At 55.3% G+C, this 21,805-nt stretch carries 19 protein-coding genes and 1 pseudogene; 2 read left to right on the top strand and 18 right to left on the bottom strand.

Going from position 1 to position 21,805, the window contains the following annotated elements:
- Position 1: 1 nt before the first annotated feature.
- From NKJ28_RS14400 to NKJ28_RS14425, 6 genes and pseudogenes are all read right to left on the bottom strand, one after another.
- Entirely contained in the window at positions 2–2,677 is a 2,676-nt protein-coding gene (locus NKJ28_RS14400; protein WP_352636130.1) for a peptidoglycan-binding domain-containing protein, read from the bottom strand.
- An 815-nt stretch (positions 2,678–3,492) separates the two neighbouring features.
- Positions 3,493–3,690, bottom strand: coding sequence for a transposase (locus NKJ28_RS14405; RefSeq protein ID WP_352636132.1), 198 nt, complete (start codon positions 3,688–3,690; stop codon positions 3,493–3,495).
- A gap of 95 nt (positions 3,691–3,785) precedes the next feature.
- A pseudogene (locus tag NKJ28_RS14410) lies at positions 3,786–3,926 on the bottom strand (IS5/IS1182 family transposase); the annotation flags it as partial.
- A complete protein-coding gene (locus tag NKJ28_RS14415; protein WP_352636134.1) occupies positions 3,878–4,009 on the bottom strand; it encodes a hypothetical protein in 132 nt (43 codons plus the stop codon). The pseudogene NKJ28_RS14410 and the gene NKJ28_RS14415, both read right to left, overlap by 49 nt.
- A gap of 46 nt (positions 4,010–4,055) precedes the next feature.
- Positions 4,056–4,340 carry a transposase gene (locus NKJ28_RS14420; RefSeq protein WP_502902187.1) on the bottom strand — a complete coding sequence of 95 codons (285 nt, stop codon included), beginning with the start codon at positions 4,338–4,340 and terminating at the stop codon, positions 4,056–4,058.
- 547 nt (positions 4,341–4,887) lie between these two features.
- A complete protein-coding gene (locus NKJ28_RS14425) occupies positions 4,888–5,736 on the bottom strand; it encodes a tetratricopeptide repeat protein (protein WP_352636136.1) in 849 nt (282 codons plus the stop codon).
- A gap of 333 nt (positions 5,737–6,069) precedes the next feature.
- Between NKJ28_RS14425 and NKJ28_RS14430 the strand changes: the two genes are divergently transcribed.
- The gene (locus tag NKJ28_RS14430; protein ID WP_352636138.1) at positions 6,070–6,762 is read left to right on the top strand and encodes a gamma-glutamylcyclotransferase; all 693 of its coding nucleotides are present in this window, start codon (positions 6,070–6,072) and stop codon (positions 6,760–6,762) included.
- Positions 6,763–6,871: 109 nt separating this feature from the next.
- Here the strand turns inward: NKJ28_RS14430 and NKJ28_RS14435 are convergent, their stop codons facing one another.
- The 11 genes from NKJ28_RS14435 to NKJ28_RS14485 form a co-directional block, all read right to left on the bottom strand.
- Positions 6,872–7,429, bottom strand: coding sequence for a recombinase family protein (locus tag NKJ28_RS14435; protein ID WP_352636140.1), 558 nt, complete (start codon positions 7,427–7,429; stop codon positions 6,872–6,874).
- 165 nt (positions 7,430–7,594) lie between these two features.
- Entirely contained in the window at positions 7,595–10,582 is a 2,988-nt protein-coding gene (locus NKJ28_RS14440) for an SIR2 family protein (RefSeq protein WP_352636142.1), read from the bottom strand.
- A 607-nt stretch (positions 10,583–11,189) separates the two neighbouring features.
- Entirely contained in the window at positions 11,190–12,362 is a 1,173-nt protein-coding gene (locus NKJ28_RS14445; RefSeq protein ID WP_352636144.1) for a hypothetical protein, read from the bottom strand.
- Between the two features lie 58 nt (positions 12,363–12,420).
- Positions 12,421–12,900, bottom strand: coding sequence for a hypothetical protein (locus NKJ28_RS14450; RefSeq protein ID WP_352636146.1), 480 nt, complete (start codon positions 12,898–12,900; stop codon positions 12,421–12,423).
- 69 nt (positions 12,901–12,969) lie between these two features.
- Positions 12,970–13,482, bottom strand: coding sequence for a hypothetical protein (locus NKJ28_RS14455; protein ID WP_352636148.1), 513 nt, complete (start codon positions 13,480–13,482; stop codon positions 12,970–12,972).
- A gap of 21 nt (positions 13,483–13,503) precedes the next feature.
- Positions 13,504–14,328, bottom strand: a complete 825-nt coding sequence (locus tag NKJ28_RS14460; RefSeq protein WP_352636150.1) for an Ivy family c-type lysozyme inhibitor — start codon at positions 14,326–14,328, stop codon at positions 13,504–13,506.
- Between the two features lie 58 nt (positions 14,329–14,386).
- Positions 14,387–15,547 (bottom strand): His-Xaa-Ser system radical SAM maturase HxsC, encoded by a 1,161-nt coding sequence (gene hxsC / locus NKJ28_RS14465; protein WP_352636152.1) that lies wholly within the window; start codon positions 15,545–15,547, stop codon positions 14,387–14,389.
- A 1-nt stretch (position 15,548) separates the two neighbouring features.
- Positions 15,549–17,006: a His-Xaa-Ser system radical SAM maturase HxsB gene (hxsB, locus tag NKJ28_RS14470; protein ID WP_352636154.1), complete on the bottom strand. Its 1,458-nt coding sequence runs from the start codon at positions 17,004–17,006 to the stop codon at positions 15,549–15,551.
- A complete protein-coding gene (gene hxsD, locus NKJ28_RS14475) occupies positions 16,999–17,331 on the bottom strand; it encodes a His-Xaa-Ser system protein HxsD (RefSeq protein ID WP_352636156.1) in 333 nt (110 codons plus the stop codon). The genes hxsB and hxsD overlap by 8 nt, the downstream gene beginning before the upstream one ends.
- Positions 17,331–17,591, bottom strand: a complete 261-nt coding sequence (locus NKJ28_RS14480) for a hypothetical protein (RefSeq protein ID WP_352636158.1) — start codon at positions 17,589–17,591, stop codon at positions 17,331–17,333. The genes hxsD and NKJ28_RS14480 overlap by 1 nt, the downstream gene beginning before the upstream one ends.
- A gap of 152 nt (positions 17,592–17,743) precedes the next feature.
- Entirely contained in the window at positions 17,744–19,447 is a 1,704-nt protein-coding gene (locus NKJ28_RS14485) for a RecQ family ATP-dependent DNA helicase (RefSeq protein ID WP_352636160.1), read from the bottom strand.
- A gap of 341 nt (positions 19,448–19,788) precedes the next feature.
- On the opposite strand from NKJ28_RS14485, the gene NKJ28_RS14490 reads away from it, so the two are divergent.
- On the top strand, positions 19,789–20,661 hold the full coding sequence (locus NKJ28_RS14490; RefSeq protein WP_352636162.1) for a hypothetical protein: 873 nt from the start codon (positions 19,789–19,791) through the stop codon (positions 20,659–20,661).
- Here NKJ28_RS14490 and NKJ28_RS14495 read toward each other — a convergent pair.
- Positions 20,658–21,509 carry a hypothetical protein gene (locus NKJ28_RS14495; protein ID WP_352636164.1) on the bottom strand — a complete coding sequence of 284 codons (852 nt, stop codon included), beginning with the start codon at positions 21,507–21,509 and terminating at the stop codon, positions 20,658–20,660. The genes NKJ28_RS14490 and NKJ28_RS14495 overlap by 4 nt on opposite strands.
- Positions 21,510–21,805: the final 296 nt, after the last annotated feature.

The raw sequence follows: 21,805 nt of genomic DNA on the forward strand, positions 1-21,805 counted from the left end.
CCTAGTTGACCACCCACAGACTCTTTAGCTCGTGGCCGACAGCCCAGTCCGACGAGGTGTCGTTGCCACAGCTTGCCTCGTACGGGTCGCGCACCATTTTAAATTCGTCATCCATCACTGCTCCGAAGACGAAACATTCTTCTTTGTATTCCCCACGTTCGGCACTCGCCAACTTGACGACGGTTTTGATGATGATGGCTGCCAAATTGCGGCTTTTCCAGTTCACGGTACCATAGTCATCGACGGTCGAGCTGACGTCCGTCGCCTTCCATGCGTCCTGGCCGAGTTGTTGGTTCCAACGGGCAAACTCCGGAAATAGCCCTTGGACATTGACCGCGGAGGACACTTGATTCCCTTGGCCAGCGAGGACAGTCGTTCTTAGGCCATCAGAAAACATATTCAAAAGTGCGATGGCTGCTGGACCGTTCTTCTGACGCAGAGCTGCCTCTTGCGCCGATTTCGTCTTTTGCGCTTCCGTGAGGCGTTGGGCCGCAACGCGCTTTGCCTCCTCGGCCGCAACGCGCGCTGCTTCTTCAGATTTAACCAGTTCTTGCCGGGCAAGCTGCAACTCCGCTTGAGCCGCCGCTAGGTCACTCTGTTCGAACCAAATCGGGGCATAGGCAAAATTGACGCTGTCCCGTGTCAAAGCTTCGGTCACGGCTTTGAGGGTCGTGGTTGACCCGTAAAGGATCCGACACTTATCCCGGCGTACATCCTGGTACGCAGCGTCAACGTTCGAGATTTGTGGATCGGCCTTGGGGATGGAAGCAAGTTCGGCCAGCTTATCAATAGTAGCGAGATGAGCCTGCGGTCCTCCATCAATCACGCCGCAAATCCTGGTGGATTTGTTATCCAACAGAATTCCACCGTATCCCATCCTCGACCCTTTCTCGACATCAGCCGCAATCTGGCTGGCGAGGGCCTTATCCTGGTCAATTCGCCGCTTTAGGTCGGCGAAATTTAGCGCATCGAAGGGGCGAAGGCTCTTCGCCTCGATGGCCTCCAGATACGCAATCGCGAAGCTCGGTTTGGATTCAACGAACTTCTTCCGCTGGATAAAAAACACGTCCGCTTGGTCGATATCCACTTGGCCGCATTCGCGGCGAATGTGGATAGCTTTTCCGCCTAGCGGGCCGAACGCCGCTTGGAGAGCCTTTTCGAGCGCGGGAGTGTTTTCCACACCAAATAGACAAATCCAGGCCTCGTTCTTGGTAAATGAAAATTGGCCAGACAGGGTTTTCAATAGCGACGGGGCTGCCGGACCTGCGTTGTAGAGGACAACAACGTCATCAAGCGCTCCTCTAAGCAGAACTTTGTTCGACTCTGTAAGAGCGAATGCAGGATTATTGTCTGCCTGCGATTCGCCGTTGCGGTCTTCCTGCGACAGGGCCTGTGCGGCCGCCAACTCACTCTTGAGACCTTGGTTCGCGATAAGAGCCCGAACGCTGTCTCTCGCCTCTGTAAGGGTCTCCAAATCCGACGACGAGGTGACGCCGCTCAGCGCCTTAACTTCACTGACAACCAACGGCAGCTTGCTCGAAGTGAGATGAGCCGCCATCCAGGTCTTGAGCGCCTGCTGGTCGCCCTGAAGCTCGGCCACGATAAGCGCTTTTTGTTTTTCGATGTCCTGAGACCGTTCCTTGTCCCTTGATGCGGAAAATTCGGCAAAGCCTGGAACTGCCATCAGCAGATTAGTTAGGCGAAGCGTGGAATCGTTTAGTGCATCGGCCGAATTCGTCTGAACTTGCGCATTCAGAGCAGCAGCTTTGTCAGCGATCTCGACCAAATTGGACGTCTGCGGATTCAATTTTAGAAATGTTTCCGCATCGGACAGCAAGATGGTGGCGGCGGCCTTCGACGCTTTGAGCCTGCGGGCCTCCGACTTGTCAAACGAGGCCTTGTCCGCGAAGCCCTTTTGACTTGCGTTCCTGAATTCGATGGGGTCGGTGAAACCCGACGCGCGAAACGCTATCAATTCGGCTTTGGTTTGAATCCCGAATTGCTGCGCTGCACGGAAATCGTCGGCGGATGTGAAGCCTGCTGCCTGCGCGCGTTGATATTCGTCGCGGCTTCGGAACCCTCCTGAGACAGCGGCATCAAATTCTCTTTGAGTGCTGAAACCTAAGTTCTTTGCCTGCGCAAATATGCTTGCCGACGGGAATCCGCCTGCCATAGCCTCTCTGTATGACCGGGCATCACTAAAGCCCAGCGATTGGGCAAGGTTTCGTTCTTGGTCGTTCCTGAATCCATCTCCAGCGCTACGCTCGATCTCCCCGAGACCGTATTCTGTGAGCAGATCGCCTGCAGGTAGACCAAAATTGGCCCTGTACGCCTTGAAGGAAGTTACGGTCGACGGGCCAATCAAGCCGTCAACCGGACCGTCATAGAGCGAGAGCCGCGTCATGGCAGCCTGAAGGCGTTGAACAACTTGGCGGTAAGCTTGTTGCATCATGAAATCCAAGGAATCGCCTCGTTGAAACGAGTGCCAAGCCACGCGATCCAGGCTCTCGCCGCGAGACAAAAAAGCATCTTGGGGGACTATGTGCAGCTCCTTAAGCGTCCTCAGGTTTGGTCTGGCCCTATCGTTGTTCAACGTGCCCGCGATAATGGCAAATACGCCGTTGCGGCTTTGCGCGACCAATGTAGGCCCAAGGGTCGGAGCATACGACTGCGCCAAGGCGATAGCCTCTTCCTCTGTGGGTCGACTTGATACAACCAACCAAAGGACGTCTGATTGCGGCGTTCGCAGCGAAGCCGGGACCAGACCTAAGCGGGTCTGATAGTGCGTCAAAGTCGGCAGTGGAAAGGTATTTGGACGCCGTGCCGTAGCCTCTAAACAAGAAGCTAACAAAAGGGCTACGACGAAGCCCATCGAAATCATACGCATTTATTGTCCGCCTACCCAAACCCAAAATCTATCATGGGCTGAGGGGCATGCCTGCGCAAGCACGTCTCTGAAAGTCTCTGGAGTATATCCAGGGAAGGTAAATTAGCAGGGTTGCCCCTTCCGCCGCTCCTCAGACGACGGCACTGAAGATCATTGCCAGCGTCAATTCTGCCCTGTCAGGACTGGTCCAGCCGGTCATAGGGCCGCCGCCAGTGCGCCAATTCCACTCGGGCTACGGCACTTTGTTAAACTCCTAGTGGCCCTTTCGATAGGCCCGCCCGGCCGCATTTGCTCCGTTTGGTAGCGCTTGCCCAAGGCTTCGTATCTGTCCGTCACGGAAAGCGCTCGGTCTGTGAGAAGCTTGTTGAGACGAACGCACCTTGGATCCCCCGGCATCGGGACGAGCCTTCGGATCAACGCAGCGATGATCTCCGAATTGGCAGCCCATCCCAAGATAGATGTCTATGCTGCCTTCCCGGCCGATATGCAATGGAATGGACTTCCGGTTCACGGCAGCGCTGGGCTAGAGTTGGGTCTGATCAAGCAATACGCTCTGCCATGGAACATGCGGAGCGCCGGATGACCGCGCCACCCCTCAATCTACATCACTCCTCAAGTTCCGTCTCGCGGGCTCTCACCGTGCGGCGCCACTTATAGATCAGGCTGGTCGCGACATCATACTGACGCGCCACCGCCGCTACTGTGGCCCCGGGCGCGAATGCCGCGGCCAGTATCCGGCACTGATCCTCTTCAATCCAACGACGACGACGCTCCGGCCCGGTCAATAACGTCACATGGCTCATGCTGTGCTGCTAACTTCGCTCGTAAGGACCACCTTAAGAGCGCAGCCTCGCGTCCATGCAATACTCGCGCAAGGCGGCCTTCGCCGGAGGCGTAGGTTGCGCTCGCGATAGAGCCGCTTGCTGAAGCAGGGCTTCCAGCGCCGGTTGCTCTTGGGCGGGATGTTGGGCGTGGCACCCCGGTCCTGGATCAGCTCGCGGATGCGGTCGGCGTCATAGGCCTTGTCCGCCAGCACAATAGTACGCGGCCGAGGTGGTCGAGCAGCGTATCGGCGCCACGGCCGACCCGCATGGCGATGCCGTCGATCTCAAGCTCGATCATGCCGGCATCTCGGGTGGCTTGCAGTTTCCGCTGCTTCGGTGGACGCCTAGCTAAAGGTTCCGGCGCCACAACCACAGGCACGAAGGCAGGAGAATTCTTGCTGCACCGAAGCTGCCTGTTTGCGCGCTTGCCGGCGCCAGGCGAAGACCTGCTGCGGCCTGAGACCATAACGGCGGGCGACCTCGGAAATGATTGCATTCGGCTCCAGCGTCTCCGCGATGATCCGCGCTTTGTCATCCACAGACCAATGACGCCGGCCGCCAGCACCGTTGATCACCTCGAAACGCCGAAGCTGCCGCTCCGGGTCAAGCGTAAGGTCAAGTCCAGACACAAGCCGATCTCCGATCCCAATACAGGATCGGCAACCTCACAGATCGCGACCACTCCCGAAAGGTGGCCCACAACAGCGCTTACGCTAGTTCTTGGTAGCTGCCCGTTTCTATATGAACCGTCCAGACAGCGGCGCGCGTCTTCCGCCCGACCGGAATCTGATAGCAACCTGACCCATACTGATTGCTAAAGAAGCGTTTGCATCTGCCAGCCAAAGGGCGTCAGCATCCCGTTCCGCCCTACTTTGATCGACATTGTTCCCCCGCACCAACCAGACTCAGTCCTAGTGGTGAAATCTGACGTTTGGTACCCGAAAGGGAATACCGCTTTGGGTGGTTCTCTGCCGTCTGTCTCGTCGAGCGGAACGGGCAGGCAGCGCCACTTCCGGACCTACCGGATCGCCATCAGGACCGTCGCGTATCGACCCAACCACGTCCTTCAGGACACCAAGAGCGTACCCTCTAGAGCGGACTTTCGCTCCGTGAAACAGAATACTATCAATCTGTTTCAAACCTAGACGTTGCCTTTTGTGGAAAGGGAGAGGCTTGTCAGTTCGTGGGTTTCCAATCTCGTGCCAAGCGCTGTGCTTCGGCGATCTGGTCGGGAGACATTTTTCTGGCCGCGTTATCCCTGTTCAGAACCGCAACCTCGTGCCCCTGCGCCGCCGCTAAATTGGACCACATATATGCAAGCACGTAGTCCTGCGGGACGCCTTGGCCGGTGGCATACAAAAATCCGAGTTCGAACTGAGCATAGGCATGGCCTTGTCCCGCCGACAGCCGATATAACTTTGCCGCCTCGGCATAGTCCTGCGGGACGCCTTGGCCGTTGGCGACCATGTAACCGAGGAGGTATTGGGCCTCGGCATTGCCTTGTTCGGCCGCCAGACGATACCACTTTGCCGCCTCGGCATGGTCCTCCGGGACGCCTTTGCCGGTGGCGAGCATGTAACCGAGGAGGTATTGGGCCTCGGCATTGCCTTGTTCGGCCGCCAGACGACACCACTTTGCCGCCTCGGCATAGTCCTGCGGGGCGCCATGGCCTTGGGCATACAGGATGCCTAAGCTGGTAATGGCCTTCACATGACCTTGGCCGGCTGCCAGACGAAACCACTTCATCGCCTCAACATAGTCCTGCGGGACGCCTCGGCCGGTGGCGTACATATGACCGAGGTTGAATTGGGCATTGGCATGGCCTTGGTCGGCTGCTAGCCGATACGACTTTGCCGCCTCGGCATAATCGCCATGCTTATAAGCGGTAACGCCATCCTCGAATGGCCCGGCAATCGTCGGACCGACCAGCATCATAACGACGATGAACCCGGCAAGAATACGCTTCAGCACGGCAACATTCTTCCTCTGCCAGTTTTTATAGAGCTGCGTACCATCGGCTTTCATGGATGGCACTAACAACATGAAACAGAATTGCTAATTCTGTTTCAACAGCGTCCGGGCGGAAGCAAATGACCGCTTCCCCGTCCACGAAAACCGGGACCGACTGGTTTCCACCGATCCGGACCTCCATGGTCGTTCGCTGGAAAGGCAGATTCGGGTCAGATCGCGTCATGCGGCGCTCCCAACTGGATGACGGCAAAGGGTCGGTAGCGGGAATTTAGCGTCGGTACCAAGCTTCAGAATTTACCCCTAGGTACCTAGTGGTGCGAATCTGACACTTGATGCCTTGGTGGACTGCTGCGAGTGTAGTGAGCGATGGCCCCGAAACCAAGTCGAATGCGGCTAACGCCCGAGCTGGTCGCCAGGGTCCTCAGTGCGGACGATTCTCTGCCACAGCCCTTCACCGCGCCGTCCGACGCCGACCATGATGACACCGTCCGGGCGATACTTGCCGCCGCACCGTCAGCTGATGAGGTCTGGCTCTTTGCCTATGGATCGCTGATGTGGAACCCGGCCTGTGATTTCGTGGAGCAGCGGGTAGGCTTCGTGCCCGGATGGCACCGCTCCTTCTGCCTCGGTTGGGACCGGTGGTTTCGTGGATCAGACAGCAAACCCGGTCTCATGTTGTCGCTCGACCGTGGCGGGCAGTGCAAGGGCGCGGTCTATCGCCTGCCGCCGGATGCTGTCGAGGCCAATCTAGGCAGGCTCTTTCGTCGTGAGATGCGCGCCAAGCCGTCCGCTCATTCGCCGCGTTGGGTGAATGTTCGCACCGAGAACGGACCGCTCCAGGCGATCACCTTTGTGATTAACCGGAACAGCGGACGCTATGTCCGCGCGCTGTCGCTGGAACAGATCGCCGACGCGCTCGCGGTCGCGTGCGGTCCGTGGGGTTCCATGGCCGACTATCTCCACAGCACTGTAAGTCACCTTGAAGGTATGGGGATTCACGACAGCCAATTGTGGCGTTTGCAGGAGCTGGTAGCCGAACGCATCGAAGCGTCGACGGCCGAACATTTTCCCGCGAAATGAGCCAACAGGACTCAACCCCTGAGACCATGACCACTAGTTCTGGTTCCTTGCCTGCATTCCCTAGTAATACCAGCACGGTCGCCAGTTCGCCATTAGAAATAGCGTGGGCTCAACCTGCCATCCTATGTGCATTAAGGATCCGGTAAATCTGCATCCTTGAGCAGCCCACCAGCTTCGCGATCTGTGTCGGGGTCTTGCCTTCATCACGGAGGGCCATCACCTTGCTCCTATCGAGCCGCTGTTTGCCCCCTTTGTATGTGCCTTCGGCTTTTGCCTGTTCAATGCCATCACGCTGCCGTTCTTTGATGAACCGGCGTTCCATTTGCGCAACCATACCAAGCACCGTCAGCACGATGTGACCCATCTCGCCTCGAGTTGAAACATGTGGGTCGAGGACTGTGACGAATGCGCCCTTTTGTTCGCATTCGTGGATCAAATTTAGAACATCACGTGTGTCGCGGCCGAGCCGGTCAAGACGGGTGACCACCAGCTCATCTCCTGGTCTTAGAAAATCGATGATGGTGGCGAGCTCCGCCCGACCGTCACGGCTAGCACCCGAAACTTTTTCCGACCGGATGATGCCGCACGCTTCGGCTTTCAGCTTGGCGATTTGGGTTTCGAGATCTTGATCAACGGTGCTGACGCGGGCGTACCCAATCCGGCTCATGCAGTGTCACCCCAAGGTTTTAGGCCCGAGGCTACACTGTCACAAATAGTCGATGTCAACCCAGATGTTACATGGGCGTCGCGGCAGGGCGTTACGTCACTTCAGGGCATACCCCGATGTTCACGAAGCTGGAGGTGACATCCTGAATAGAACCTTACCCCGCCGCTATTCCCCAGCTATTCGAGCCCAAAACCCTTTTGCGTCAAGTCTCCCAATCACCTTCTTAATCTCGGTCGCACTCGGCAGTTTGACGTTTGCTTCGCGCCTCAGGCGCACGGCGGCAACTAACTCTTTCAGGCAGAGGCGCTCATCCTCGGTATTAATCTCCTGCTGAAATTGACGCATCGAAGCTTCGAGCATATGCCTCAGATACAAGTCATCCCGCCTCATGTCGCCAACACGCTTTTTCACAGAGGCCAGCCAGCCCGACGGCTTGCTGCGGATGATAAGGCTGAAAAGGATTAACCGGTTTATCTTGGCGTCGAAAGCCGTGCCATCCAGAGCCAGAAACACCTGACCGAGCCTTCTGCTGCCAAATACATTAGCAGCATTTGCTGCAACCGAGCCCGGAAGAGCCGAGGCGACAAGCTGCTGCATTCGCTCCCGCCTTGCTTCCTCATCTGCATGCCCTGTGCGCTTATCCTCAATCAAGTTGATATACGTGAACCCATTCCAAGAAAAATACTTATTTTCCGCGATCAGCGGGATGAATAAACTTGCCACCTCATAGGCCAGAACCTGACCGCTGATAACGGCAGTTGCCGCGGCCTTTTTTGCCGAAGCGCTGGCATGTTTAGCACTCTCAAGTGCGATGACAAGATTGTGGACATTTGCGGAGACAGTCTTCTCAGATGCTATGAACTTTATAATCGAAACCTTCTGATCTCCAGTACGCCGTTCGGCTTGAAGCGATGTCTTTAGGTCGTCAAGCTCCTGAGTGCCGATTGGCCCCTTGTCGAAGCGATCCGTCACTCCCTTCCATATCTCGCTCTCGGTGTTTCCGAACTCCCATTTCGCGCTCTCGTGAAAATCCAGACCCTTGATAGGATAATAGTCATAGAAGCGTTCCATGGAGATTTCCAACTTGCAGGTCAGGTCATCTAGAACCAGACTGCAATTCGGCAGCATCCCGCAGATGACTTCTATCAGTCCAGCCAACTCAAGATGTCGGTTCTCCGCAATGCATTTTATCAGCAGCTCGGAACGAGCTGATATGTGTCTCCCTACGAAATAGCTATAGAACATCATATATCGGAAGACGTACCGGCCAGCGTCGTGGGATAAAATGCGACCGTTGACGAGGTCACTAAGTATATCTGTGGAGTTGAAAGAAACAAGATTGACAGACTTGAATTTGTCACAGAACGAGCGCCATTCCATAGCGGAGAATGTCGGAGTCCCAGAGATAAAGCTCTCGTAACAAAATTCGCAAATAAGATCTATCTTGTTGATCGAGTTGAAAGTGTCGGAATACGCGTCACTCGCTCTCTGCAAAGCCTCGATGACAAATCTGTCAACTATATTAAGACGGGAGACCGGAGAGAAACTGCCGTCTTTGCAAAGTACGCTGCAATACATTATAACGTTAGACGGAGTTAATGGAATGCAAAGCTGCAGTAGGTCATTATAGACTTTATCAACAATGGCGGACGTCTCGTCGGAGTTGCGGAACGGCGAAAGTGCGTTTATGACCGTGCGAATGTCCGAGCGAGAGAAGCCCGTCAGCGAGAAAGAATGGAACCCGAGCTCAGGCAGATCGTCTTCGGTGGCCTCTGTGCGGCGGACGGCCTGTAGAAGAATTATTCGTATATTCTTGTAGGCGGCATGTAACTCTTTTACCGTGCGCTGGTGCTCAATTGAAGAGAAATTATCCAGAACTAATATGAAATGATCCTCGGTAGAATAACCGGCATTGTCAAGGTCGGCCTGAATAGCCTTGCGGTACTTTGGGAAACTATGAGCATCGCGGATCAACGCTCGGTTCCCGGAAAGTTCGCTGTCCGACACCAATCGACGACCGATGTTCGAAAGACCAAACTCGTGTGGTGCTGATATCGTACAATGAAAATCAGCGTCAAGTATATCCTGAAAGGTGGCGCGTTTGCGTTCGGTGGTTTGTGAGGGGGGGCCACTCCATATATTCGGCTCACAGTATATGGTTTTATCTCCAAAGGTGAAGAGTCCGCTGCGATACGATTGTGTAGTGTCCCTCAGTAGCGTCAACGAGGCGTGATCCTGCGCGACAGAGGTGTCGTTGGTGCGGGGGGAGAATTTTTGTATTTCGCTCAGCACCTTTAACAATGCGCTATGATCATGCCCGGTGGTTGACGCTTTGACAGGGTAGAAGATAGCTTCGAGCTTATATTTTAAGGAGTACTTCCGCCGCTCACTCACCACATTGATCTTTTGGTCACTATCAATCCCGATAACGGCAAAATGGCTGTTCGACTTCGGAAGTGGCTGCATCACCGAATTCATTTCGCGCTCTACGAATGGATCAGAGAAGCCGAAGCCAATCATAAGTACGGACCACGTTCGGAATATTTGTCGCAGGGTTTCCCGGTTATGAGGCGAATTGTCATAAAAGGACAGGTAGTCAGCTCCGCTTAATACAATGCTTTGTGCGTCGCTTGCCAAACCGTGCCAGTGCAAGACTGGCGGTTCAATCTGTGGCTGATCACGACGCAACCATACGTCGAGCTCGCTTTTTTGGGTGCCCAGAATGCTAGAGGTGTGCCGAGACAACTGAGAGGCATAGGCCATCTCCAAGCCTCGATCATAGTTGAGAGTCATCAGTCTGGCGAACTGCGACTGAACAATGAGGTTGTGAGCTTCCGTAGGGCTTATGAGCGCACCAAAGATTTTCGCGACGGCAGCCTTCGTTTGACTCTCCCCTACTAGGGAAAATATCTCGTCTACCACATAGAGATAGTCGTCGTTCTGGTTGTAAAGTGCGTTCGCGGTATCTGCGTCCATCCTTCCATTTGTCAGTGCGTCACCAACGAGCGTCTTAACAAGCTCTGCCCACCCCGGTACGTTGGGCATGCTCGTGCCCGCGCCGGAAAACGCGACTACGCTCCCGGTATCCATTGTTTCTTTAAGGTGCTGCATAACGGATGCATTGCCCGGAAAGAGATCGTTAAAGATTTCCATATTTAGCTCGCAGCCCCATGGTTGCTTTCAGAAGCGGTAGTTGCCGCGACCAGAATCACATTCTGAGATAAAGCGTTGACGTCCAGCTATACAGTGCCGGATGCGGTTCACAACATCGCCCCGATGTATGGGCTTTGGTAAGCAGTGTCCTCTACCAGCCGTAGGGGAACATCCATCCGCCCACAGCGGCGTCGGAACCGCCATCAATCACCCTGCATGGCAGTCGCCGGATTGTATCCGACAATGAACACCTCGCAGTCCAACGGCGATCCTTCGCAGACAAAAGGATGCAAACTCGAAGGCTTCGAATGACCTCGATCAGTCCGCGGTTCAAAATTTTCAGGCGTCACGGCAGAGCGCCAAGTTCTTGCATGGCCGCTTTCAACTCTTGGCGCTTCCCCTCTGGACACGGATGCATGCGCGATGCAGGGTCAATTCGGTTTGTCGCCATGCGTTTGGTAAGCCCATGCTCGGCAAGCATCTCCGCTATCCAACAGGTCTTCGGGACGAACAACCGTGTTGCGCGAACGTGATCCTGTATCTCCTTGTAGGTAGGCAATCAGACCTCCTGCTGCAGCAAACACGAGTCTATACCCGGCACCGCAGTCTAGGGTTGCGAGATGGTCGGTTCATTGGCTTGGTATTGCATCACGGTACCGCCAACGTCAGCTAGTTTGGTCTCGGGCGGCACCATATCGAGGACTCGCATCATCGCTTCAAACGGGTCTGGCCGACCGATTTTCATAGTCGTTTCCGAGCTGGAGAACTCCCACCATTGCCCCTGTCCATTCTTCAGTTCCGCAAAGAGCTCGTCAACGGTACCGGCGGGCTTGTAAAGCGTCGTGGCATCAGGTCCAATTGGGCCAAATAGACACCAAACGAAACTCCTACCGTCATCAGTTTTCGCTATCGGCGTGAACGCCACGCTTGTTGAGCGCTCCCCATATTTGATGCGGCGGACGCCAAATACCTGCTTCTCCTCACCATTCTCCAGTAGTTTCGAGCCTTCGACAAATTCCTCTCTGACAGCGGCGGCCGCCCCGTAACCGGAGAGGCTGCTTCGCCCGCGAAGATGGAAGTATCGATTCACGCAAGCGTTCAGAACCATCGATGGCGTAAAACCCTTTAGGTCGCGAATTTGCAGGGTGTAGTCAGTGTAGTCGATCCCTAGAAATCTCACCGCGTCCACGTTGTCTGCCATATAGAGATCATCTCGTGTTGGTTTGAGAAGCTTCGGCAGCTCGGCGGAAGACACGTACAAATGGTCGGCAATTGCGATAAACCGCGAAATTCCCAAGACAGCAGCGGTATACGCATCCGAGACATTGTCAGCAGTGTATGACGAGTCCCTCAGGTCTAGATACGGGGCGTGGAATCCAAGCGCCGCATCACGCTCGATTGAACGGTCCGGAAGCTGGTCCGGGATAGGTCCATCCTCGGCCGCAGGTGTCGGATCCGTTGCATGCTCGGTCCCCCCAAGAAACGCCAGAGCACAGGCCGAAAAACAATGATCCCCGGACCTTACGACTGTCGCCAGCCCTAACCTGCGGAAGAGCAGCGCTAAGTCGAGGCCAGCCTGATAAGATCCACCGGCACTATCAAGTTCGACGACAATGTTCGGCCACACCTCGCCATCATTTACGATCCCCGCTTTCGTCAATGCGGCCTTGACGCTAGCGGAGTCAGTGTCATCAATCTCGCCTTCAAGTCGAAAAGCTACCGCCTCGCTTCCCTCGTGCTCTACCTTCCCTACGAACCTAACATCGGCAGCTTGCACCATCCCAGTCAGACTGAGAGAGATGCCGAGTGAAAGCCATGTGTGACGCCTCGAACGCATATTACTTCGCAATTCCGGGACATAAGTGCTGGAAAATACCAAGCTCGACCCAATAACCTGAAGCCGTTGTGCCGTCGAGGATCTCGCCCGTCTTCACGCGCTTTATGGCGTAGTCGGCGATCATTTCGTCTGATTTTTTGGCGGGACCGAGGAACGCGAATTTTTCGTTCGACAGATCCAACCAAGTGCGTTTGACGCAGTTTCCAGTCAGGTAATCGTCAATTTTGACCAAAGCCATCGTTTGCTTCACGCAAGCCATCGAGTAGTCCAAGTTATACTGAACGCAAAAGGCTTTGGCATCCTTAGGGGTATGCTTCACGTGAATTTTGGCGTTGGCAGTGCCGATACCCTCCTCCGACACCGTGGTAAGTTGCATACCGGCACGGCTTCCGTAGTAGATGGGATCCTTATCGTCGGCCCATCCTGCTGAAGCGGACAGAGCCATGGCCAAGAATGCAGATACACACCCGAAAAGCTTCATAGTCGCGTCCCCATGATATTCAGTGTGCTCTAATCGCCCCGAAGAGACCCATTCGGCCAGACGGTCGGTTCAGTCTGTAGAATAATTGAAAGTGCCGCAGAGGTTTGGGCTATTGATGTCGTGCGGAGTGTCTTTCGATCCAAAGACTGTCATCCCAAGCAGCGGAGAAGCGCCATACGACGATCTTTCGAGAAACACGACGTAACGGGCCGGGTCAGATTTCGGATCACCGCAAAGCGTGTTGCCGTTTCTAAGAGCACCCGGATCGCCCGACAATCTGAAAACCTCCGCGGTCGCTTTACTTTCGCTCGTTTCGTCCCACTGTCGCCAAGATGCACCCACTGAAGTCAGACCAACTTTTCTGCCGTTTCCGAATGTGATTGCCATTTTGCTGCCCGGAGCGGCAAAATCTGGATTTCCCGAGAGCTGTATAGCGCCAGTTACCGACTCTGCAGTGCGGCTATAGGGCTCGAATTTACGCTTATCTTGCCAGACGTGATGCTCGGTTGCCGACTGGGCCAGCACGGGACCGCAAACGACGCAGGCCGCGATTTTAAAGGCTACCGGATATCTCAGCTGCAAGATTATCACCTCAAATCCGAGCTACATCCATTTTCGCGCCCACGTTGCCAGTTCGGCTTGAGCCTTGTCCGGCCATTCATCTAGAGGCGGCCGGACTTTTATCTTCTTTTGATCCGGTTTCCACGCCGCATAGATGCGATGTTCTTTTGCGGACACGAAAACCAATGCCTCCTGAACGCCGCACATATGAGGGGTGCAAGCCGTTCCAACATAATCGTCGCCGACGAATTTCCCGGAGCCCGTCCCATCAAGCGTTTCCCTGTAGGCGCCGAGGTCGGGGCCGAGGAGGTCGCTGAAGGCGCTGCTAATGTCCCCGTAGCTGAAAAGGTCAGACGGGTGTTTGACAGTGCGTTCTCGCAAGGTCGCGAAGCCCTTAGTCAAATCAGGCTGCATTTCAACGGACGCCTGCTCAGCAAGGCCAGCGGAGGGCGTCCAGACCCATATCTTGCCGACCCTTCCGGCACTTGGAGCTGTGGAAAAAGTAATCGCAGTGTCTTCAACCTTGCGGGTTACCAACGCGCATTCGGCTCCCTCGATTGGCCCGTCAATCCGAGGTTGGCCGCTAGGGGGGAACGAAACAATGAACGGTGACCCTTCGCAAGCGTTGCCACCGGACAGGCTGTTGCCGACCAATGTTGGAATTCCGTTCACAATTGTGATTTCGTCGATTGTGAGTCTACCGTCCGTAATGGTCGGCTTTCCGTCAAGATGCATCGTCTCCTCGGTCTCGCCGTAAATTTCGACTGAATGACCGAATAGAATGGCATTGAAATCATCTGCGATTGACGCTGTCGTGAAGCTGAGGATGGCAAATATCGCGAGAAAGTTTCTCAAGTAGCGTCGCATTGGATGGCCTTAGCTTTTGAATCGGGTTTCGTGAAGTCCCGATGCACATCGGTGCTCTTTATTGGAACGCCGCGATGTGAGAGCTTTTTGCGAGGCTGCTGGATGAAAAGAAGCCACCACACTTATTGCGTAGGGAGCAGCCGCTGCACTCATCGGCGTATTCATTTTTCCAATCGCTGATCGAGCGTTTTGCGTACTGATGGATGGAGCCATCAAGAAGACAGAGTTGGTGATTGTAGACTGAAACATTGATCCTAGCCGCAGCCAGATATTGCACAGCCGCCCGCAACTCACTTCGATAGTCGTACGGGTCCATCCAGAGCTTATCCATATTTGCCCTTGTGAAGCCAGTGATCTCCAGCCCCATGAACGTCACGTGGTCTACGAAGGTGAGGTTTCTAAAAATGAAATCTGACAGGTCGGCGAGACCTTCATAGGTCTGCTTGTGAACGACAACTCGTATCTCAACCTCGGCCCCGACGGACTTCAGGTTCATGATCCCGCGGATGGTCTCATCGAATGCGCCTTTGGATTGAACGACATAGTCGTGCACTTCCGGGTCAGCTGAGTAGATCGGTATGCCTACCGAAAGGCGGCGATGTCCAATCGCTTGATAGCGCTCTGCGAATTGACGATCCTTAAATGTTCGGCCGTTCGAAAGAATATGAACTGGCGTAGAAGGAAGGTGGTCACGTGCCGAGGACAAAATGTCAAAAAAGTCCTCCCCCACCAGCGTTGGCTCACCGCCGGTGATCCCGAGAAACGGGGTCGTTGCTGGCAGCAGGGGCAGCACTTCCAGGATTTCTCGCGCCAGCCACCGGTCATCAACGTCTTTAGGCGGCTGGGAGCACATCAAGCACAGGTGGTTGCACCGCTCCGTCACGAGGAAATAGTTCGCGTTGGCATCCTTTCTGAACAGGACACGCACTGCCTTCCGATCCGGCACAAAGCGGATAACGTCTCCCTCGCGGAGGTAGCCGAACTCATGCGGCAGAACGACCAGTCGTCGGTCCGAAAACAGTCGCTCAGCCTCCGGCCGATGCTCCTCAAAGGTGAAAACCCAGTGGCATTCAGGATGAAACGCCTCCCCCTTGAAAAGGTACGCATCATGCTCCGGGTTAGGCGCTTGATCAGCTTGGCCCGTCACGAGCCTGAGTGCCACTCGCTGTGAGAAATCACCTAAGCTTGCTGACGCAGCGAAGCCACTCAGTCGCAACATCCTAATTTGCCCAACTTAGAAAGAGTTCTCGGGCAGTAACGTCCCTCTCCATAAGGTCAATCAGCCTCTTGAAAATCGACATGTTGCGATTGCAGAATCCGGACCGCGTTTTGAGCCCAACAAAGTCGCCTTGAGTTGCGGTATGGAACACTGGATCGGAGCCACAGAACGGTTCGTAAGCGCAGTCGGCGCACATCGGCACGGAGCCTGCAAAAGACTGCTCAATAGGATCGAGGAGAGCGTCGGACCCGAAAATCTCAGCGTAGGTGTTTTCGTGAACATTCCCGAGCAGAAATGTCTTGTCGCCCATTTCGGCCAACATTCGCGCTTCGTCGGACGCGTAGACGCTGGCATCATAGTTGTAGACAACGGCGGAGATGCCGATACCTGCCGGGCTCATCAGGTCCACATATCCCGGCTCGAAAGGCGTGAGCATCTTTGTGAGGATGGTGGCTGCGTAAAATTCCTTGAAAGGAGTGCCGTTCCGATTCAGTTCCAGGATGTAGTTCAGCCCATCAAAATAGAAGTCGAGCCAGCGGTCCACGTCATAGGCGGCGTACGATTTCGTCTTGACCGCGAAGCCGTAAGGGGAGAGCGGCCGAAGGAATATTCCGGGGAAATCTAGCCGCACGTATTCGTCAATGATCTCGCGCACAAGTGAAAGGCTGGCCTTCGTGGTCGTCATAAGTGCGCTCACGCGCTCTTTACCAAGAGCCAGTCTGGCCTTATGGATGCCTGCGACAGCCAACTCGTAGCTGTTCTTTCCCGGGCGTGGTCGATTGGCATTGTGAAGAGTGGCCGGTCCGTCGAGCGACGTTGAAATTAGAATGCTGTGCTCGCGACAGAACTCCAAGATTTCGTCCGTAATGACGGCGAGGTTCGTCGTGATGACGAACTGCAGGGACCGCCCGGCAACCTCGTTGATCTTTTCAGCCCGATGCACGACGTGTTGGATCAACGGGAAATTCAGAAGCGGCTCACCACCCTGAAACTCGATCTTAATAGCCGGGCTTGGAGATTGAAAAATGAGTCCCAAAGCCTTTTCGGCAGTCTCTTCGGACATATCGAAGGCTGAACGATCTTCGCTTTGGCGGGATACCTGACAGTAAGGGCAGGAGTGCTCGCAACGCAGCGACACGACCATTATGTGAAGCGATGTGAAGTTCTCCAGTCTTTTTGCCTTGGTCCGGACCTTCAGCGCCAGCAGCTCCTTGCCGATATTGGAAGATGCATCAAAGAGGAATTGCCTGCTGCGCAGGCGGGAGTAGGCAGGGTGTGTGCTGGGGAGCTCGTGCTTGACAAACGAAGCCAGCACAGCGCGCGGCAATACCAGATATTCGCCCGCTTGGTTGGTCAGCACATACCGGTCGTCATCCAACTGGGAAAAACGGAAGTATGCGAGCTGGTATGTGTCGTCCAATGGTCGTTGGAACTCAGTTGCCGGAGCAAACTTAGTCATCAGACTGCAGGCCCGATCTGGAAAACGCCAGCGCCAGAATCGCGTTTCTAACCGTGGCGGTTTCGGCGGCTATGCTGCTACGCAGGTCCTGATCCAAGACCTCTAGTCGCAGCTTTTCTATCGCTGCGTCGGCCGAAGCTCGTGCGGCCGCCTTACTGAAGTTGATCGTGCATACTGCGGAGCCGCCTTCGACCGTGATCTCAACCGCAGCGTTTCCGGTTACCCGATACGCTGCGCGCTTCACACAATCGAGGCTGAAGACTGACAGATCAAACTTGACTTGGGCGGTCTGGACGAGCTCGCTATCGCGAGAGGTGTCCGACATCAACAATAGCTGTAGCCAGAGCAGTGAGACCCGTGACTAGCATGGCTCGAATGGCTGGTGTGGTACGCCATGATGACGTCTGTACCATTTGAGCGGTCGAGCACCTCACCGTAGCCGAGATCCGCCGGAACAGCGCCAGCTTCAGCGAGCTTGGTCGAAGGCTGATTTGCCGATTCGACAAGGACTGCAGCCTGAACTTGGCCGCCGAGAATCATCGTGGCCGACAAGGCCATTGGTGACAGGAAATTGCGCTTCGACATTATCCAAACCCCCGTTTGTACGGACTCATTAGCAAAACGGCCCGAGTCCGGCAAGTACCGATTGTGGAGAAGTGCTTAAGAGATCACTAATGTTCAAGCCAAATACTGTAGTGAGAAGATGAAGGCCCCCCTTCTGAGCACAATCAAATCGGTCATTTTCGCCCTAAACGCGGGAAGTCACCTCCCATGACCCGTGCAACATAAGCAATCGCGCCGTGTTTTTTGATTGTTGCGGCGTCGCAGCTATCGCAGCAAGCGGTGTGGTGGGTTCTCGGCGCACGAGTTGCAAAAACCCATTCAAGGATTCGCACTGCAAGGCTCAATTTGTGCCGTTCCTCGCTATCGCCGAAATAGTTGCTGATCGACTTTCGAAAACAGGAAGTCGAGCGGAGCATTGCGGCCACTTGACCGATGTTCTGGGTCCGCTGCTCCAGCATGACCGCTCTTCGGTGTTCATCCCCCGGCGCATTCGAGACAGTCATCTCCGCCATGAATTTCAGGCGTCCCGTATCACGTCGGCCCTTACCGTCGTGGAACATGACCGAGACAGACGGCTTCCCATCTCTTCCAGCGCGGCCAAACTCCTGCAACAGGTCTTCAATAGATGCTGATTGTTGCCAGTGCACCACCAGCCGCACGTTAGGAACGTCGAGGCCCATGCCAAAGGCGTTGGTGCAGACAATCTGATCGACCACTGGGCGGCTCTGCCCCAAGAAGCGCTTCACGAGTTCCTGCCGCTCCCATGCAGTTCCCAGTTTGGAATGATAGAATGGGATGTCCAACCCCATCGCCGATAGAGCAGTCCGCAGTTCGTCACCCACTTTTACCGTAGGGACGAAAATCATCGCCTTCTGCGCCTTCAACTGAGGCAGCGCCAGCATGGATGCTATTTCCTGCGCCCGCTGTTCAGATCGGCAATGCCGTCGCAGCATAGCAATGTTTGGCCTATCCACGTCGCGGACGAACACTTTTGCATCCGGAATTCCAAGCGACGCGAGAATCCGATCTTGCATTTCCTTCCCTGCGGTAGCTGTGAATGCCAAGACCGGAGGAGCGCCGAGCTTCTCCCGCACCTCCCGCAACCGCCCATATTCAGGGCGAAAATCCTCACCCCACCTATCAACACAGTGGGCTTCATCCACGATCAGAAACGACGGCTGACTGCGCTTCAGACGGCTGCGCTCGTCCTCGCTGCGTACGAAAAATCGTTCCGGCGCAATGTAAAGGAGTTTGATCGCACTGCGCGCAAGGAGTGCGAACCGCCTCTCCTTTTCTTCCCGGCTCAAATCGCTATTGATGAAGGTCGCCGGTATTTTTTTGCCGAGAAGGTCTGACACCTGCTCGGACATCAGGGTCTTGAGGGGCGAAACGACTAGCGTCACTCCGTTTCTCAGTAACGCCGGGAGCTGAAAGCAGAGGGTCTTACCGGAGCCGGTGGGGCTGACAACCAGCACGGACTTCCCCGACAGCGCCGCGAGGACGATTGGCAATTGGCCATGCCGAAAACGCTCCAAGCCGAACAGGCGCAAGGCGGGACCGAAGTTTCCGGTTGCCTCGTTGACGATGCCTACGCGGTCGAGCCATCGCGCCAACCGCACGGCCCACCTCTCCATTGCGCGCCGCGCCAACCCGCCAGCCAAGGTTGGATGGTGGCGCGCGTGACAGCCGTCGCATAGCGAGACCAAATTCGACATTTCGTCAGTGCCGCCCATGGATCGGGGAAGCAGGTGATGAATGTCTGTGTCCGCCGAGCGCAACGCAACACCACACGACACGCAACGATAGCCGTCGCGCTCCAAGACCTGATTTCGGACGATCTGCCACTGGTTTGACGCGACGTTCAGGGCTTTCTCCAAAACACCTTAGACATCGGGCGGCGCGTAGCCGCGACGACCTTTCGATTTCAACCTACTAAGACTTGTTTGAAATACCTTGAAGCGTTCGCAGAGAATGCGGACGAACCGAGCCGCCTTGTCGGGCTTCCTGCTTTGCTCGGACTGTAGCTGCGCCAAGTGGGGCAAGGACAAAGATCGGGACATTGCCCCAGCTACTCACCATGAGGTTGATTTCGGCGCTGCCAAGAGCTTCCAAAATCCGCCAGCCGTTCCGGTTTCTGACGGAAGGAAGAGGGGCTTGGTAGGCTCCGATATGTGAGGTGTATCAGAGGTTAGAAACCTATTTCGCGTAAAGAATGGCGATGAGACTTTTCGCAACCAGAGTTTGGGGAACGAGCTTCGGGCGCATACCGCTTGCGACGTTTACGATGGAAGGTCATCAGCAACGACTGTTGCGACTGGCAGATCGCGGAGACCGCCTCGTTTTTGTCGGCACACAGACAGCGCGGACCGACGAAGAAAACCGAGGGCGCTTGCTTGGTATGGGGGAGATCGGTTTTGAACCCCTTCGCACGCTCGACCTCATTGATCGTCAAGACCTTGACCCACGCGATTTCGCTGCCGATGGCCGTTTCCGCTTTCCCTACGCCGTGCCGCTGGTCAAGGCATGGCGGTTCACTCCAGCGCCGTTTTTAACAGACGTGCTGTCCAAGCAACTTCCCATGTTGGCTACTCCGGGGGTCGTGCAACTCGATGCCTCGGATACCGATAGCGTTCTGGCTCTTGTGTCAGAGGAAGTGCAGCTTCCCGCTCTTCCGGCATTGGCGAAGATGCGTCGCCTGAACCAGTTCTTCCGTCCGACCACTGGCCCCAGACCAACCGACGCGACTTACAACGTCACGCGCAGCGCACAGGAAACCAGTTGGACTTACGCGCTGCGCTATGGAAAGCGGAATATGTTCAAGGTTGGCCACACGAGCGATGTGCAGGATCGCTTGGCTTCGATCAATCAGCATATTCCCATGGAGATCGGCGCGGAATGCTGGTCGGTGGCCTTACAGCAGAAGTGGAAAACTGCGTCCGGTGCCTACGACATGGAACAGCGAGTATTCGTGCTTCTGGCGGCGAAACGCTCGGGGTTTGAGCGTATCCAGTGCTCTGAGAGGGAGCTTCAAAGCACGTGGCAAAATGCGCTGATGGATGTTCTCAATTCACCCGACCCAACTTCCGCCTAGAGAACTGCTCCCGCCGCATTGCTGGTGAGCATACCCCACGCAATCAGTTCCTCGGTCACATTTACCGGACGGGAGTGATAAAGCTTTGAAAGCGCTTCGAGGCGTTCAATGACCGTCGGATCGACTTGCACCGCCACTTCAAAACCTCGTTTCAAACGATCCTGCGCTTCCTCCCATATCTTCAACGTATTGCCTGCCAAGTCATTGCGGGTCGAAAACTGAAAGGGGTCGCCTAGCGGCTCTGGTATATTGCGATACTCCGCCAGCCTTTTGCCGTAACCATCGGCGTCTCGGATTGGGCTCCCGAACTCCTCGTCCATCTTCTGTTTGGCCTTGGCCTTTCCGTTCCGAATGGCTTCACGAACCTTCGAAATCTCGGGTGTGGACATATCAAAGAGGAAGTAGTCGTCCATCACCTTTTTAACGCCCGAAAAATCTATCTTCTGGCCAAGAACTTCATGCTGGGTGACAAGGTCATCATAGAGCTTCCAATGGCTTTGCCAATCGGTCTTGGTCCCCCATCTTCCGGCTGTGACTTTCCCAAGTATGACTTCCCGAGTGTAGATCGAAACCACCTCGCGCAGACGTTCAATGAGGTCGGCGGCCTCTTTTTGCTTGTCTTCCCAAAGTTCAGCTTCAAAGCCCAGCCCTTTGAACCGCTTGAACCGGGCAACATTAGCATAGATGAAGCTGAGGAAGCCAAGACCGAAGACGACTGCTGCTTCCGTGACTTTATCGGTATAGACCAAATATATGCTCGACCCGAGCAGGGTTAGCCCGGCGATGACGAATAGCCCCCGCTCCCAATTAACTGAGAGCCATTTCCCGAACGTCTTGGCAGTTTCCATTGATCTTCCCCGACACAACCCCGCATTCGATGTAACGGCCTAAAAGGCGTTTGACAAATGAGGTGCCGACCTGCCGGGCCTAGCATGCCAGCCTGCGAGGCTGACGAAGCGCTCGAGCAAGCCAGATGCGATCTTGGGGAATGTAGCTGCCGATAGGTGCCGGGACAAAATCGACTGGCCCGGCTGGCTACCCGCCACGGCTTTGACGAGCGGATCGCTGGAGGCTTCCAAAATCCGCCAGTCTTCCACCATTTCCCTGCCGCTCGTGGCTCTAGTTAATTGTCGAAACCCGTATT

The sequence above is a fragment of the Mesorhizobium sp. M0145 genome (assembly GCF_040322355.1).
Lineage (GTDB): Bacteria > Pseudomonadota > Alphaproteobacteria > Rhizobiales > Rhizobiaceae > Mesorhizobium.